The sequence below is a fragment of the Nocardioides sp. B129/18 genome, from assembly GCF_055282735.1.
In genome coordinates this window covers 13,321-28,244 of sequence record NZ_JBUZJI010000030.1, presented here as the reverse complement: position 1 = coordinate 28,244, position 14,924 = coordinate 13,321, and the positions used below count along the sequence as shown (strand labels likewise).

The window sequence follows — 14,924 nt, the reverse complement described above, 5'->3', positions numbered from 1 at the left end:
CTCAGGAGTAGAGCGAGCCGACGTTGACGACCGGCTGCACGCCGTGGCCGCTGACGACGACGGTGAGCAGGTTCGAGGTCATCGAGGCGCGACGCTCGGGGTCGAGGTCGATGCGGCTCTCGCTCTCGAGCCGGTCGAGCGCCTCGGCGACGATGCCGACCGCGCCGTCGACGACGACGCGGCGGGCGTCGAGCACGGCCTGCGCCTGCTGCCGCTGGAGCATCGCCCCGGCGATCTCGGGGGCGTAGGAGAGGTTGGAGAGCCGCACCTCGACGACGTCGAGACCGGCCACCTGCACGCGGTCGTTGACCTCGCGGGCGAGCTCCTCGCCGACCACCCCGCCGTCCTCGCGCAGCGTGATCTCCGCGGCCGGGTCGTCGTGGGCCGGCTCGGTCTCGGCGGCCACCTCGGAGGAGACGACGGCCGCGATCCGCTCGGTCTGGTGGTCGTAGGGGTGGCGGGCGACGACCTGGCGCAGCGCCGACTCGGCCTGGCTCTCGATGAAGGCGTGGTAGTCCTCGACCGCGAACTGGGCGCGGGCGGTGTCGTCGACCTGCCACACCACGATCGCCGAGACCTGCACGGGGCTGCCGTTGCGCTCGTTGACCTTGAGGGTCTCGGTCTCGAAGTTGAGGATCCGCACCGGCACCTTGGTGCGGCCGGTGAGCGGCCAGGTGAAGGCCAGCCCGGTGCGCCGGATGGTGCCGAGGTAGCTGCCGAAGAACACCACGACGCGGGTCTCGCCGGGCGCGACGACCGCGAAGCCGGTGAGCAGGACGAAGGCGAGGATCGCCAGCACGACGGTCGCGACGCCCGCGGCTCCCTGCGCGCCACCCGTCGTCTCGCCGGTGACGACGCCGGCGCCCACCGCCGCGGCGATGACCACCAGGAGCAGGCCCATCATCGGCCAGCCGCCGATGGCCCAGGCGGGGCGCTCGACGACGTCGACGCGCGCGGCGCCGGAGACGGCTCCGCGGTCGTCGGCGGGGGTGGTCGTGGGGACGGGGTGCTCGCTCATGGGTTCCTCCCGAGTCGGTGATCTATCAAAGTGATATCACTTTGCGCGCTGATTCACCAAGAGGGGCGGGGCACGATGCCGCGGTGGGCGAGGTCGAGGAGGCGGGGGAGTCGGGTGGGTCCGGGGGTGCTGGTGAAGACGTCGGGTCCGAGGTGGTGGGTGGCGAGGGTGCGGGCGTGGGTGAAGGCGTCGTGGTCGTGGTGGACGTCGTCGGGGTGGGGGGTGAGCTGGAGGAGGCCGACCCAGGTGCGCAGCGCGGAGAGGAGGGTGCGCCAGCCGTGGTCGCCGGGGGTGTGGACGTCGAGCATCACGGTGGCCAGGAGCGGAATCGGCGTGGATGCGGGGTCGAGGAGCCCGTCAGGCGTCGGTGCGTTCGGGGCGGCCTCCTCGTGGAGGTCGCCGTCGAGACGGCGGGCGAGGTCGTGCAGGGCGGCGAGGCTGGCGGCGAGGCGGGTGGCGTGGGCCTGCTGCTCGGTGCCGGTGGCCAGGGGTGCGGAGTCGAGGAGCACGGTGGTGCGCCACCGGTCGACGGTGCCGGGGGCCCGGCGGGGTCGCAGGATCTGGACGGCGAGGCGGTCGGCGGCGGTGTCGACGAGCTCGACCATCGGATCGTCCTCGAGGGTTCCGGTGACCGCGGGTGCGGGCAGTCCGGCGCTCTGCCAGGCGTCGGTGAACGCCGCGACGACCACCGCGGTGTCAGGCCGATGCGGCGTGCTCAGCTCCAGCTGGTGGGACACCCCTGCCCCATGCCCGCTGGGGCACCACCCCACACCTGCGCGGGTGCGGTGCTCAGCCCTCCAGCAGCAGCACGACGGTCTCGGCGACGCAGGCCGGCTTGGCCTCGTCCTCGATCTCGACGGTGTAGCGGATGATCAGCTGCTTGCCGGTGGGCAGGTCGGTGACCTCGCCGAAGGCGACGACGCCGCGCACGCGCTTGCCCACGCGCACCGGGTTCGGGAACCGCACCTTGTTGACGCCGTAGTTGAGCTTCGCGCCGGGGGTGTCGAGGGCGAAGACGAGGCTGCCGAGGTAGGGCACCAGCGAGAGCGTGAGGTAGCCGTGCGCGATGGTGCCGCCGAAGGGGCCCGACGCGGCACGCTCGACGTCGACGTGGATCCACTGGTGGTCGCCGGTGGCGTCGGCGAAGGTGTTCACGCGCTCCTGGGTGATCTCGACCCAGTCGGTGGTGCCGATCTCGGTGTTCGCCGCGGCGACGACGTCGTCGAAGGAGGTGAAGGTGCGCATCGGGGGCTCGCTTCCGGGGGTGCAAGGATTGGCAGGTGGAACTTACACGCGAGCTCGTCGCCCGAGCCCCCAAGGTCCTGCTGCACGACCACCTCGACGGCGGGCTGCGTCCCGGCACCGTGCTCGAGCTCGCCGCTCGCGCGGGCCACGCGCTGCCGGCCGGCACCGAGGCCGAGCTCGCGACGTGGTTCGCGGAGTCCGCGGACTCCGGCTCCCTGGAGCGCTACCTCGAGACCTTCCAGCACACCGTCGGCGTCATGCAGAGCGCGGAGGCGATCACCCGCGTCGCCCGTGAGTGCGTCGAGGACCTCGCCGCCGATGGCGTCGTCTACGCCGAGGTGCGCTACGCCCCCGAGCAGCACGTCGAGCAGGGCCTGAGCCTCGACGAGGTCATCGAGGCCGTCGCCCAGGGCTTCGCCGAGGGCATGGCCGCGGCCCGCACCCCGGCTGGGGAGCCGATCGTCGTCCGCCAGCTGCTCACCGCGATGCGCCACCAGGCCCGCTCGCGGGAGATCGCCGAGCTCGCGGTGGCCTGGCGCGACCGCGGAGTGGCGGGCTTCGACATCGCGGGTGCCGAGGCCGGCTACCCGCCCACCCGCCACCTCGACGCCTTCGAGTACCTCCAGCGCGAGAACGCCCACTTCACCATCCACGCCGGCGAGGCGTTCGGCCTGCCCTCGATCTGGCAGGCCATCCAGTGGTGCGGCGCCGACCGGCTCGGTCACGGCGTGCGCATCGTCGACGACATCGAGGTCGCCGACGACGGCAGCGTCACCCTGGGCCGGCTCGCGGCGTACGTGCGCGACCAGCGCATCCCGCTCGAGCTGTGCCCGGCCTCCAACGTGCAGACCGGCGCCGCGTCCTCGATCGCCGAGCACCCCATCGGACTGCTCACGCGGCTGCGGTTCCGGGTCACCGTCAACACCGACAACCGGCTGATGAGCCGCACCTCGATGACCGACGAGATGTGGTCGCTCGTCGAGGCCTTCGGCTACGACGCCGACGACCTGCGCTGGTTCACCGTCAACGCGATGAAGTCGGCGTTCCTGCCCTTCGACGAGCGGCTGGCGATCATCGACGAGGTGGTCAAGCCGGGGTACGCAGCGCTCGGACGGCCCTGAGGGCCTCCTCGGGCCCCATCGGCTCGCAGCCGGCGGCCACCTGGGCGGCGACGACGCGGCGCTGGTCGTGCATGAGGTCGAGGCCCCGGCGCACCAGCACCAGCGGCGGCTTGCGATGCTCGCGCAGGTCGCGGGTCAGCCGCAGCACGAAGGTCGTGAGCGGGGCCCGGCGCAGGCAGATCGCCCGCGCGAGCAGGCCCTCCGCGCGCAGCGCCGCCACGATGTCCTGGGCGAAGAGCCCCTCGGCCAGCACCAGCGGGGAGCCCTCGAGATCGAGGTGCTGCCAGCCGCAGCGGCCGTCCTGCGCGATGTCGTAGATCGGCACGTCGGCTGCGCCGTCGCGGCATAGCGTGCGCAGCGTCGCGAGGGCGTCCTCGGCCAGCCAGGAGTCGGGATGGTCCCAGTCGACGATGCCGGCGTTGGGGCCGTGGTCGATGCGCGGCAGCGTCGGGTCCGAGCCGTCCTTGTAGAAGTCGTCGAGGCGCAGCACGGGCAGCCCGAGACGGGCTGCCAGGCGTGACTTGCCCGACCCCGAGGGGCCGGCGAGGACGACGACCCGGGCACGCACGGCCGGAATCCTCTCAGAGGACGCCGGCCGCGGCGGCCACGGGGTGGCGGCTCAGTGGCGGCTCAGCGACCGGTGACGGATCGCGTCGGACGGCTCAGCGCGGCGCCCGCGACGGCGGCCACCGCGAGGAGCACCAGGGCGATCGCGGGCCCGCCCGCCACCCACGGCGCTCGCTCCAGGTAGGGCGTCCCGTCGGCGAGCACCAGGCCCCACTCGGCCGCGGGCGGGCGGGGGCCGAGGCCCAGGAAGCCGAGCGCGGTGAGGGCCAGCACGACGCCGGGCAGCCGCAGGGCCGCGTGCCGCACGACGGCCGGGACGACGGCCGGCAGCAGGTGCACCACGAGGGCGCGAGCGCGGCCGACGCCGAGCACCGGCAGCTGGCGCACGTGCGGCTGCGCGCGGGCCTCGGTGAGCAGCGCGGCGGTGTGGGAGGCCAGGGGAGCCCACGCCACCAGCCCGACGGCCACCGCGGCGCCGAGCGTCGAGGGGCCGGTGACGGCGACGACCAGCAGGCCGACGAGCACGGGCGGCAGCGCGTTGGCCGTCTCGACGGGCCCGGCGGCCAGGTCGCCCAGGCAGCCGAGCAGCAGGCCGACGACCACGCAGGCCGCCGTCACGAGCAGGGCGACGCCGACCGTGGTCACCGTGCCGTCGGCGACGCGTGCGAGCACGTCGCGTCCGGTGGCGTCGGCGCCCAGCGGCAGCGACCACGACGGTGCGGTGAGGCGTCCGTGGACGACGGCGTCGGGGTCGCGTGGCAGCCCGACCGCCACGACGAGCGCGAGGACGGCCAGGCAGGCGCCGGGCACGACGAGGTCGCGCCGTCGGGTGGTGAGCGTCGGGACGGGTCGGGGGAGGGAGCCGAGCCGCACGGCCCGGCCGAGCAGCAGACGCTGGGCCAGACCGGCGGCCGCCCCGACGCCGAGGGCGAGCAGGAGCAGGAGCAGGAGCCCGCCCTGCAGCACCGGCAGGTCCTGTGCCGCGGCGGCGCCGAGCAGCAGTCGTCCCAGACCGGGGATCGCGAAGACCTCCTCGACCGCCACGGCGCCCGCGGTGAGGCCGACGACCACGAGGGCCGCCTGGCCGGTCACCGAGGGCGCGGCCCGCCGCAGCACCGCCAGCGCCAGCGTGCGTCGGGGCGTCCCGGCCAGCCGCCAGGTGGCGATCCAGGGCTCGCCGGCGGTGTCGGCGACGGCGTCGGCGAGCAGACGGCCGAGCAGGCCCCCGCCGGGCAGGCCCAGCGCGAGGGCCGGCAGCACGGCCAGGGCCGGCGTGCCCCAGCCGTAGGGCGGCACCCAGCCGAGCCACACCGCCACGACCAGCAGCAGGATCAGGGCGAGCACGAACTCCGGCACCGCGGTCAGCGCGGCGGCGGCCGGGCCAGAGCCACGCCGACCCCGTCCGATGACGACGCCGCGCAGCGTCGGAGCGGCGATGAGGGCCGCGACCACGACGGTGACGCCCAGGGCAGCGAGCATCAGCTCCAGGGAGACGCCCAGGGCGCCGGTGACGCTCGGCGCGACCGGGCGCCCCGACACCCACGAGGTGCCGAGGTCGCCCCGGACGACGCCGCCGAGCCAGGTCGCGAGGCTGCCCAGCGGCCCGCCGTCGAGCCCGAGGTCGGCGCGCACGGAGGCCAGCGCCTGCGGCGTCGCCTCGCGGTCGGCGTAGCGGGCGCGCAGCACGGTGTAGGCCGGATCGCGGTCGGCCAGCCAGGGGAGCGCGCCGACCCCGGCCAGGACGCCCGCGAGCGCCCCGATCCGCGAGCCGGCGCGCAGCCAGGCTCCGCTCACGGGGTGCGGCGGGTCGCGGCGTCGATCAGCGTGCGCTCGCGCGGGTCCCGCAGGGCGTCGGCGACCCCCGACTCGCCCTGGATGACCCGCTCGTGGAGCAGCGGGATCGCGGCGTCGGTGCGCAGGACGGCGGCCTCGGCGGCCATCGTCGCCGCCTGACGCTGCGGCCCGGCGGGCGTCGCCTCGGTGCGACGGACGGCGCGATCGACGCTCGCGTCGCAGAGCTGGCTGAGGTTGAAGGAGCCGCGGCAGGTGAAGTCGCTGGTCAGGTAGGCCACCGGGTCGCCCGTGTCGAGCACCGTGGCGCGGGAGAGGATGAAGGCGTCGAAGGCGCCGTCGAGCGCGTCGGACTCGATGTACTGGTACTCCCGGACGTCCTGGGTCACCTCGAAGCCGGCCTCCTCCAAGGCCTGCTCGAGCAGCACCGCCACCTCCGGCAGCTCGGCGCGGTCGGTGAAGGTGCCGAGGGTGATCCGCACGCCGTCGACGGTGCGCGCCGCGGGGCGCCCGGCCAGGGCGCGCTGGTAGGTCGCGGCGTCGCGCAGGTCGGCCGCCCACGGCAGCGCCGGGCCGAGCAGGCCCTCGGCGACGTCGGCCCGGCCCTCGTAGACGTCGGCCACGAGCCGGGCGCGGTCGACGGCCGCGCGGGCGGCCGCGCGCACGGCGGGGTCGGCGAACGGGCCCTTCTCGGTGTTGAGGTAGAGCGTGTTGGTGCGCGGCATCGGCACCTCGTGGAGCAGGTCGGCGTCCAGCGAGGCCGCCTGGCCCACCGGCACGGCCTCGACCACGTCGGCGGTGCCGGTGCGCAGGGCCGCGCCCCGAGCGGTGCCGTCGGGGACGAAGGAGACGTCGATGCCGCCGGCCTGCGCGGGGGTGCCCCAGTAGCCGTCGAAGCGGTCGAGGCGGGCGCCGCTGGTGCCGTCGACCGACACCAGCTCGAAGGGGCCCGTGCCGGTGCCGACGGGGTCGACGGTCGAGCCCTCGTAGGCCGCCGGGGCGAGGATGGAGAGCTGCGGGCTGGAGAGACGCTGCGGCAGCAGGGGGTCCTCGGTGGCGGTGGTGACCTCGACGGTGTCGTCGTCGATGGCGCGAGCGCGCAGCGTGACGCCGTCGAGCACGCGGGGCAGCGGCGAGGCGCCCGCCGCCTCGGTGAGCGAGCCGACGACGGCGTCGGCGTCGAGCGGGGTGCCGTCGTGGAAGGTGACGTCGCCGCGCAGGTCCAGGCGCCAGCGGGTGGGCGCGGTCTGCTCCCAGCGGGTCGCGAGCATCGGCTCCGCGACGCCGTCGGCGTCGAGCTGCACGAGGGTCTCGGCGGTGCTCCAGCGCGAGAGCTTGAAGGCGTCGTCGCTGAGGGGCGAGAGGCCCGAGCGCGGCGGCTGCAGCATCGCGAGCCGGATGCGGTCGGAGTCGGCGGAGGTCGCCTCGCCGCCGCAGGCGGTGAGGCCGCCGGCGAGGCAGAGTCCCAGGGCGAGGCCGGGGACGAGCCTGGAGACGGGGGCGGGGACGGAGACGGGGACGGGGTGGCGCACGGGAGGCTCCTCGGGGTCGGTGCGTCGGGGTGGTGCTGGGGTGGTGCCGGGCGGTGCTGGGATCAGGGGGCCGCGACGAGCGCGGCGGTGAGCGGATGCCGAGGTGTGTCGAGCACGTGGGCGGTGGCGCCCTGCTCGACGACGGCTCCGGCCTCGAGCACGACCGTGCGCTCGCACAGACGGCGCACCGCGGCCAGGTCGTGGGCGACGAGCACGAGGCCCAGGCCGCGCTCGTGGCGCAGCCGCTCGAGCAGGCCGAGGAGGTCGGCGGTGAGCGCGGGGTCGAGCGAGGAGAGCGGCTCGTCGGCCAGCAGCAGTCGTGCGCCGACGGCGAGCGCCCGGGCCAGGGCGACGCGCTGGGCCTGGCCGCCGGAGATCTCGGCCGGACGGCGTCCGAGGAGCTCGGGGGAGAGGTCGACGGCGGCGAGCGCCTCGCGGACGAGGGCGTCGTGGTCGCCGGGCACCCGCAGGGCGCGCAGCGGCTCGTGGAGGGTGGCGCCGATGCGTCGACGCGGGCTCAGGCTGCCGGCGGGGTCCTGCGGCACGTGCTGCACCTGACGACGCCAGGCGCGCAGCCCGGCGCGGTCCTGGGGGAGCGGCTCGCCGCGCCAGGTCACCGCGCCGGCGTCGGGGCGTCGCAGGCCGAGGGCCACGTGCAGGGCGGTGGACTTGCCGGCGCCGGAGCGTCCCACGAGCGCGACGGCCTCGCCCTCCTCGACGGCGAGGTCGAGCCGGTCGAGGGCGGGCGCGGCGGCGCGACGGTGCCGCACCGTGACGCCGTCGAGCCTCAGCACGGGACGAGCCGTCCGTCGGCCACGACGACGGCGCGGGTGCACAGCCGCTCGGCGAGGGCGTGGTCGTGGGTCACCAGGAGCACCGCGGCCGGCACGGTGCCCAGCGCCGCGGCCACCTGGCCGCGGGTGATCGGGTCGAGCGCCGAGGTGGGCTCGTCGGCGACGAGCACGGCGGGCGCGCAGCCGAGGGCGAGGGCCAGGCAGGCGCGCTGACGCTGGCCGCCCGACAGCTCGCCGGGCAGCCGCTCGAGCAGGTCGGCGTCGAGGTCGAGGTCGGCGGCGGTGCGGGCCGCGGCCGCGCGGGCCGCGGCGCGCTCGTGGCCGCGGGCGTGCCAGGGCAGCGCCAGCTGCCGGCCGACGGGCACCAGCGGGTGCAGCGCGGTGTGGGAGTCCTGGCGCACCAGCGCGACCGGTCCGGCCGCGCGGACCGTGCCGGTGCGGCGCAGGGCCGGCGGCAGGACGTCGGCGACGGCCGCCGCGGTCAGCGACTTGCCGGCGCCCGAGGCGCCGAGCACGGCGACCCGCTCGCCGGCCTCCACCTGCAGGGAGACGCCGGCGAGCAGGACGCGATCACCGCGCCGGACCCCGAGGTCCGTGACGTCCAGTGCTCGCTCCCGCATGAACGGGAACGATAATGATTGTCAGTTGCGAACGTGAAATCCGCGGGCGGTCACAGCCCGCGCGGGTGCCAGACCGTCTTGGTCTCCAGGAACGTCGTCATCCGGGCCAGCGACGGCTCGGCGAAGAGGTCCTCGGCCTGCGGACGCCGCACGCGCTTGAGGTTCTCCGCCGCCTGCACCTCGAGCTCGGTGGCCAGCGCGGGGTCGTCGACGCCGGTGAGGTCGAGGCCGTCGACGTCCAGGTGCGAGGCCAGCGGGGGAGCCAGCTCCGAGCGCAGGCCGGTGAGCACGTTGACGACGCCGCCGGGCAGGTCGCTGGTGGCCATCACCTCGGCCAGCGTGATGGCCGGCAGCGGGTGCTCCTCGCTGGCCACGACCACGCAGGTGTTGCCGGTGACGATGAGCGGCGTGACGACGCTGACCAGGCCCAGCAGCGGACCGGCCGGCGCCACGGCGGCGATGACGCCGGTGGGCTCGGGCACCGAGACGTTGAAGTACGGCCCGGCCACCGGGTTGGCGTTGCCGACCACCTGGGCCAGCTTGTCGGCCCAGCCGGCGTACCAGACGAGGCGGTCGACGGCGGCGTCGACGGCGGCCGTGGCCTTGGCGGCGTTGACGCCCTCGGCCTGGCGGATCTCGGCCTCGAGCTGGGCGCGACGGCCCTCGAGCACCTCGGCGATGCGGTAGACCACCTGCCCGCGGTTGTAGGCGGTGCGCCCGGACCAGCCGGCGAAGGCCTTGCGGGCGGCGACGACGGCGTCGCGCGCGTCCTTGCGCGAGGCCAGCGAGGCGTTGGCCACGAAGCGTCCCTTCGCGTCGGTCACCTGGTAGCTGCGCCCGGACTCCGAGCGGGGGAAGGCGCCACCGATGTAGAGCTTGTAGGTCTTGCGGACGTCGAGCCGCTCCGAGCGGCTGGCCGTGGGGCTCACGCGTGGCCTCCCTGCAGGTAGGCGGCCAGCCCGTGGCGGCCGCCCTCGCGGCCGTACCCGGACTCCTGGTAGCCGCCGAACGGGCTGGTGGGGTCGAACTTGTTGAAGGTGTTGGCCCAGACGACGCCGGCCCGCAGGCGCTCGGCGACCTCGAGGATCCGCGACCCCTTCTCGCTCCACACGCCGGCCGAGAGGCCGTAGGGGGAGTTGTTGGCCTTCTCGATCGCCTCGCCGGGCGTGCGGAAGGTCAGCACCGAGAGCACGGGGCCGAAGATCTCCTCGCGGGCGATGCGGTGGGCCTGGGTGACGCCGGTGAACAGGGTGGGCGCGAACCAGTAGCCGGTGCTCGGCAGCTCGCAGGCCGGCGACCAGCGCTCGGCGCCCTCGGCGTCCCCGACCTCGCTGAGCTCGCGGATGCGGGCCAGCTGCTCGGCGGAGTTGATGGCGCCGATGTCGGTGTTCTTGTCGAGCGGGTCGCCGACGCGCAGGGTGCCCATGCGGCGCTTGAGCCGCTCGAGCACCTCCTCGGCCACCGACTCCTGCACCAGCAGGCGCGAGCCCGCGCAGCACACGTGGCCCTGGTTGAAGAAGATGCCGTTGACGATGCCCTCGACGGCCTGGTCGAGCGGGGCGTCGTCGAAGACGATGTTGGCGGCCTTGCCGCCGAGCTCGAGGGTGACCTTCTTCGAGGTTCCGGCCACCGATCGCGCGATCGCGCGACCGACGTCGGTGGAGCCGGTGAAGGCGACCTTGTCGATGCCGGGGTGGGAGACCAGCGCCTGGCCGGTGGCGCCCGCGCCGGTGACGATGTTGACCACGCCCGGTGGCAGCTCGGCCTGCTGGCAGATCTCGGCGAACAGCAGCGCGGTGAGCGGAGTGGTCTCGGCCGGCTTGAGGACGACGGTGTTGCCGCACGCCAGCGCCGGGGCGATCTTCCAGGCCAGCATCAGCAGCGGGAAGTTCCACGGGATGACCTGGCCGGCCACGCCCAGCGGCGTGGTGCCGTAGCCGCCGTGCTCGAGCTTGTCGGCCCAGCCGGCGTAGTAGAAGAAGTGCGCGGCGACGGTGGGGATGTCGACGTCGCGCGACTCCTTGATCGGCTTGCCGTTGTCGATCGTCTCGAGGACGGCGAGCTCGCGGCCGCGCTCCTGGATGATCCGCGCGATGCGGAAGAGGTACTTCGCGCGCTCGCGGCCCGGCATCGGGCCCCAGACCTTCTCGTAGGCGCGGCGGGCGGCCTTGACGGCGGCGTCGACGTCGGCCTCGGAGGCCTCGGCCACCTCGGCCAGGACCTCCTCGGTGGCGGGGTTGACGGTCTTGAACGGCGTGCCGCGGCCGTCGGTGAAGGCGCCGTCGACGAAGAGGCCGTAGGTGGGCCGGATGTCGACGACGGCGGTGGACTCCGGGGCCGGCGCGTAGGCGAAGGGGGACTCGGAGAACGGCGTGGCGGGGGTGCCCGCGGTGGGAGTGCTCATCAGGATCAGTCCAGGGTGACGTCGTCGGAGCCGGTGTAGCGGCCGGTGCGCAGGCGCATCCGCTGCATCAGCAGGTCGTTGAGGAGCGTGGAGGCGCCGAAGCGGAACCAGACGGGGTCGAGCCAGTCGGGGCCGGCGACCTCGTTGACCATCACGAGGTACTTCAGGGCGTCCTTGCTGGTGCGGATGCCGCCGGCGGGCTTCACGCCGACCATCCGGCCGGTCTGCTCGCGGTGGTCGCGGACGGCCTCGAGCATCACGAGCGTGACGGGCAGGGTGGCCGCGGGCTGGATCTTGCCGGTGCTGGTCTTGATGAAGTCGGCGCCCGCGTGCATCGCCAGGTGGCTGGCGCGGCGCACGTTGTCGAGCGTCTGCAGCTCGCCGGTCTCGAGGATCACCTTGAGGTGCGCGGCGGTGCCGTCGGGGCGCGCGCAGGCCTCGCGGACGGCGACGATCTCGTCGTGCACCTGGGCGTAGCGCCCGGTGAGGAAGGCGCCGCGGTCGATGACCATGTCGATCTCGTCGGCGCCGGCCGCGACGGCGTCGCGGGTGTCGGCCAGCTTGATGGCCAGCGACGCACGGCCGCTGGGGAAGGCCGTGGCGACGGCGGCCACCTGGACGCCGCTGGTGCCGAGGGCCTCCCGCGCCACCGGCACGAGGTCGGGGTAGACGCACACGGCGGCCGTCGAGGGGCACGTGCGGTCGGTGGGGTCGGGACGCATCGCCTTCGCCGCGAGGGCCGCCACCTTGCCGGGGGTGTCCTGCCCCTCCAGCGTGGTGAGGTCGACCATCGAGATCGCGAGGTCGAGGGCGAAGGCCTTCGCGGTGGTCTTGATCGACCGGGTGCCGAGCGCGGCGGCGCGCTGCTCGGCGCCGACCTGGTCGACGCCCGGGAGGCCGTGGAGGAACCGTCGGAGGGCGGCGTCGGAGGTGGTGACGTCGCTGGGATCCGGCAGGTCGAGGGTGGGACTGGCTGCCATGGGCGTCAGCATAGGGTTGGGCGGCATGAGCGCCGAACCGTCGACCTCCGGGCCCTCGCGTCGACCTCACGACGACGTCGCATGGCTCCCCGCGACCAGCGGGCTGCTCGGCGGCGTGGTCGGTCTGGTGGCCGCGGCGGGCCTGGTGGCCTTCGCCGTCGTCGACTGGTCGGCCGACGCCAGCCCGCCGACGCTGTGCGCCGCGGTGTTCGTCGCCGTGCTCTCCTGGAGCGTCCTGCTGCGCCCGCGCGTCGGCCTCGTGCCCGCCGAGCGCCCTGCCCGCCTGCGCATCCGCGGCATGGTCTCCACCCTCGACCTGCCGCTGGTCGGCGTCGGCTCCCCGGTCGTGCGCCAGATGCTCGTCGTGCCGTTCGGCGAGGGGCGCTACCTGTCGGCGGCGATCGGCAGCTCGCGCCGTCGCCTGCGCCAGGCCGAGCGCGGCCCCGACCGCCAGCGCCGCCGTGGTCTCGCGGCGCTCATCGCCGCGGAGACCACCGAGCGTCCCAGCCACCACGTCGACGTCGCCGAGCTCGTCGTCGACCGCATCTCCCACGCCGCCGACGAGGCGCGTCGCCTCCGTGATCCCGAGGGTCCGCCGACGCGCCGCTGGGCCTGGCCGGAGATCGTCGTCCTGGCCGGCTCCCTGGTGCTCGGACTCGTGCTGACCCTGGCCTAGCCCCAGAACCCCTCGTGGGGCGCTCGCGCCTCCTCGATCAGCAGCGGCCCGACGACCTCGACCTCGCGCTGGCCGGCGGCCAGCACCTGGCGGCAGGGCAGCCGCAGCGTCGGGTTCTCGGGGTCGGCGCCGGTGAGCTCGACGAGCGCCGACTCCGGCAGGCCGAAGACGACGCGGCCGATGCCGGCCCAGTAGATCGCCCCGGTGCACATCGCGCACGGCTCGCAGCTGGTGACCAGCGTGCTCGCGGCCAGCTCCTCGGGCGTGCGATCGCCCAGCAGGCGCACGAGGTTGGTCTCGGCGTGGCCGGTGACGTCGCGCTCGGTGAGCACGGTGTTCTCCGCTCGGGCCACCACGGCGCCGTCGGCGTCGACGAGCACCGCGCCGAAGGGATGGTTTCCGTGCACGACCGCTGCGACCGACAGCGCGATGGCCTCGCGCAGATGGGCCAGGTCGGCCGCCGAGGCGCTGCCCTCGCGGACCCGGCTCACCGGTCGAGCCCCAGCGCCTGGCGCACGTCGCCGGCGAGGGCGTCGAGGCGGGTGGCCGCGGCGATGCGGGCCGCGCCCACGGCGTCGTCGTCAGCGGCGCCGCCGGACTCCACGGGGACGACGACCTCGAGGTAGGCCTTGAGCTTCGGCTCGGTGCCGCTGGGCCGCACGATCACTCGCGCGCCCTCGGCGAGCACGAACCGCAGGCCCTCGGTGGGAGGCAGCCCGCCGTCGCCGGCGGCGAGGTCGTCGACGCGCTCGACCGCGAGCCCGCCCAGGCTCGTGGGGGCGTCGGCGCGCAGGCGGGCCATGGCGTCCTGGATGAGCGAGAGGTCCTCGACGCGCACGCTGACCTGGTCGGTGGCGTGCAGGCCGTGGCGGCGGGCGAGGTCGTCGAGGCGATCGAGCAGGGTGCGGCCCTCGGCCTTGAGCGCGGCGGCGAGCTCGCAGAGCAGCAGCAGCGCCGAGACGCCGTCCTTGTCGCGGACGTTGGCCGGGTCGCAGCAGTAGCCCAGCGCCTCCTCGTAGCCGAAGGCGAGGTCGGGCACGCGGCCGATCCACTTGAACCCGGTGAGGGTCTCGGCGAAGGGGCGCCCGGCGTCGGCGGCCATCCGGCCCAGCAGCGAGGACGACACGATGCTGGTGGCCAGCGTGCCCACGGCACCGCGACGCAGCAGGTGGTCGGCCAGCAGCGCGCCCACCTCGTCGCCGCGCAGCATCCGCCAGCCGGTGGGCGTCGGGACGGCCGCCGCGCACCGGTCGGCGTCGGGGTCGTTGGCGACGACGACGTCGGCGTCGGTGCGCGCGGCGAGCGCCAGCGCGAGGTCGAGGGCGCCCGGCTCCTCGGGGTTCGGGAACGCGACGGTCGGGAAGTCGGGGTCGGGCTGCTCCTGCTCCGGCACCACCTGGGGCGCGTCGAAGCCGGCCTGCTCGAGCACCTGGAGCACCGGCTCGGCGCCCACCCCGTGCAGCGGGGTGTAGACGACGCGCAGGTCGCGCGGGCCGTCCTCGACCAGCCCGGCGGCGGCGTCGAGGTAGCGGTCGACGACGTCCTCCTCGAGCACCCGGCCGCCGGCGCCCCGGGGGAGCGCGGCCACCGAGGTCACCTCGTCGATGCGCGCGGCGATGCCGGCGTCGGCGGGAGGCACGATCTGGCTGCCGTCGCCGAGGTAGACCTTGTAGCCGTTGTCCTGCGGCGGGTTGTGGCTCGCGGTGACCATGACGCCGGCGATCGCGCCGAGCTCGCGCACGGCGTAGGCCAGCACGGGGGTCGGCAGCGGCCGGGGGAGGAGCAGCGCCTCGAGCCCGGCTCCGGTGACGATCTCCGCGGTGTCGCGCGCGAAGCGGTCGGAGAGGTGGCGCGCGTCGTAGCCGATCACGACGGTGCCGGAGCCGACCTCGGCGCGCAGGTACGCCGCCAGGCCCGCCGCCGCCCGGGCGACGACCGCGCGGTTCATCCGGTTCGGGCCGGCGGCCAGCGCGCCGCGCAGGCCGGCGGTGCCGAACTGCAGCAGTCCGCTGAAGCGATCGGCCAGCTCAGCGCGAGCGGCGTCGTCGCCCTGCTCGACCTGCGCGATCAGCGCGGCGAGCTCGGCGCGGGTGTCGGGGTCCGGGTCGTCGTCCTGCCAGGCCCGCGCGCGGTCGAGCAGCTGGGTCGTCACCTCGTCCATGCCCGCAACCTAACC

At 75.2% G+C, this 14,924-nt stretch carries 15 protein-coding genes; 2 read left to right on the top strand and 13 right to left on the bottom strand.

What is annotated here, in order from left to right:
• Position 1: 1 nt before the first annotated feature.
• From ACZDWJ_RS17275 to ACZDWJ_RS17265, 3 genes are read right to left on the bottom strand one after another with little or no spacing between them, the layout of a single operon-like run.
• Positions 2–1,018, bottom strand: coding sequence for an SPFH domain-containing protein (locus ACZDWJ_RS17275; protein ID WP_463522970.1), 1,017 nt, complete (start codon positions 1,016–1,018; stop codon positions 2–4).
• A 53-nt stretch (positions 1,019–1,071) separates the two neighbouring features.
• On the bottom strand, positions 1,072–1,755 hold the full coding sequence (locus tag ACZDWJ_RS17270) for a hypothetical protein (protein ID WP_463522968.1): 684 nt from the start codon (positions 1,753–1,755) through the stop codon (positions 1,072–1,074).
• A gap of 52 nt (positions 1,756–1,807) precedes the next feature.
• On the bottom strand, positions 1,808–2,263 hold the full coding sequence (locus tag ACZDWJ_RS17265) for a MaoC family dehydratase (RefSeq protein WP_463522966.1): 456 nt from the start codon (positions 2,261–2,263) through the stop codon (positions 1,808–1,810).
• Between the two features lie 35 nt (positions 2,264–2,298).
• On the opposite strand from ACZDWJ_RS17265, the gene ACZDWJ_RS17260 reads away from it, so the two are divergent.
• Positions 2,299–3,384, top strand: a complete 1,086-nt coding sequence (locus tag ACZDWJ_RS17260; protein ID WP_463522964.1) for an adenosine deaminase — start codon at positions 2,299–2,301, stop codon at positions 3,382–3,384.
• On the opposite strand, the gene ACZDWJ_RS17255 is transcribed toward ACZDWJ_RS17260, so the two are convergent.
• The 8 genes from ACZDWJ_RS17255 to deoC form a co-directional block, all read right to left on the bottom strand.
• Entirely contained in the window at positions 3,350–3,952 is a 603-nt protein-coding gene (locus ACZDWJ_RS17255; RefSeq protein WP_463522962.1) for a uridine kinase family protein, read from the bottom strand. The two genes, ACZDWJ_RS17260 and ACZDWJ_RS17255, sit on opposite strands and share 35 nt — an antisense overlap.
• Positions 3,953–4,014: 62 nt before the next feature.
• Positions 4,015–5,745 (bottom strand): ABC transporter permease subunit, encoded by a 1,731-nt coding sequence (locus ACZDWJ_RS17250; RefSeq protein WP_463522960.1) that lies wholly within the window; start codon positions 5,743–5,745, stop codon positions 4,015–4,017.
• A complete protein-coding gene (locus ACZDWJ_RS17245; protein ID WP_463522958.1) occupies positions 5,742–7,274 on the bottom strand; it encodes an ABC transporter substrate-binding protein in 1,533 nt (510 codons plus the stop codon). Before ACZDWJ_RS17245 ends, ACZDWJ_RS17250 begins: the two co-directional genes overlap by 4 nt.
• A 62-nt stretch (positions 7,275–7,336) precedes the next feature.
• Positions 7,337–8,068, bottom strand: a complete 732-nt coding sequence (locus ACZDWJ_RS17240; protein ID WP_463522956.1) for an ABC transporter ATP-binding protein — start codon at positions 8,066–8,068, stop codon at positions 7,337–7,339.
• Positions 8,062–8,688, bottom strand: coding sequence for an ATP-binding cassette domain-containing protein (locus ACZDWJ_RS17235; protein WP_463522954.1), 627 nt, complete (start codon positions 8,686–8,688; stop codon positions 8,062–8,064). The genes ACZDWJ_RS17240 and ACZDWJ_RS17235 overlap by 7 nt, the downstream gene beginning before the upstream one ends.
• 50 nt (positions 8,689–8,738) lie before the next feature.
• The gene (locus ACZDWJ_RS17230) at positions 8,739–9,617 is read right to left on the bottom strand and encodes an aldehyde dehydrogenase family protein (RefSeq protein ID WP_463522952.1); all 879 of its coding nucleotides are present in this window, start codon (positions 9,615–9,617) and stop codon (positions 8,739–8,741) included.
• Positions 9,614–11,092 carry an aldehyde dehydrogenase family protein gene (locus tag ACZDWJ_RS17225; protein ID WP_463522950.1) on the bottom strand — a complete coding sequence of 493 codons (1,479 nt, stop codon included), beginning with the start codon at positions 11,090–11,092 and terminating at the stop codon, positions 9,614–9,616. The genes ACZDWJ_RS17230 and ACZDWJ_RS17225 overlap by 4 nt, the downstream gene beginning before the upstream one ends.
• 5 nt (positions 11,093–11,097) lie before the next feature.
• On the bottom strand, positions 11,098–12,072 hold the full coding sequence (deoC, locus tag ACZDWJ_RS17220) for a deoxyribose-phosphate aldolase (RefSeq protein ID WP_463522948.1): 975 nt from the start codon (positions 12,070–12,072) through the stop codon (positions 11,098–11,100).
• Between the two features lie 25 nt (positions 12,073–12,097).
• Between deoC and ACZDWJ_RS17215 the strand changes: the two genes are divergently transcribed.
• Positions 12,098–12,748, top strand: a complete 651-nt coding sequence (locus ACZDWJ_RS17215) for a hypothetical protein (RefSeq protein ID WP_463522946.1) — start codon at positions 12,098–12,100, stop codon at positions 12,746–12,748.
• Here ACZDWJ_RS17215 and ACZDWJ_RS17210 read toward each other — a convergent pair.
• The gene (locus ACZDWJ_RS17210; RefSeq protein WP_463522944.1) at positions 12,745–13,239 is read right to left on the bottom strand and encodes a nucleoside deaminase; all 495 of its coding nucleotides are present in this window, start codon (positions 13,237–13,239) and stop codon (positions 12,745–12,747) included. The two genes, ACZDWJ_RS17215 and ACZDWJ_RS17210, sit on opposite strands and share 4 nt — an antisense overlap.
• On the bottom strand, positions 13,236–14,909 hold the full coding sequence (locus ACZDWJ_RS17205; protein WP_463522942.1) for a phospho-sugar mutase: 1,674 nt from the start codon (positions 14,907–14,909) through the stop codon (positions 13,236–13,238). The genes ACZDWJ_RS17210 and ACZDWJ_RS17205 overlap by 4 nt, the downstream gene beginning before the upstream one ends.
• Between the last annotated feature and the right edge of the window lie 15 nt (positions 14,910–14,924).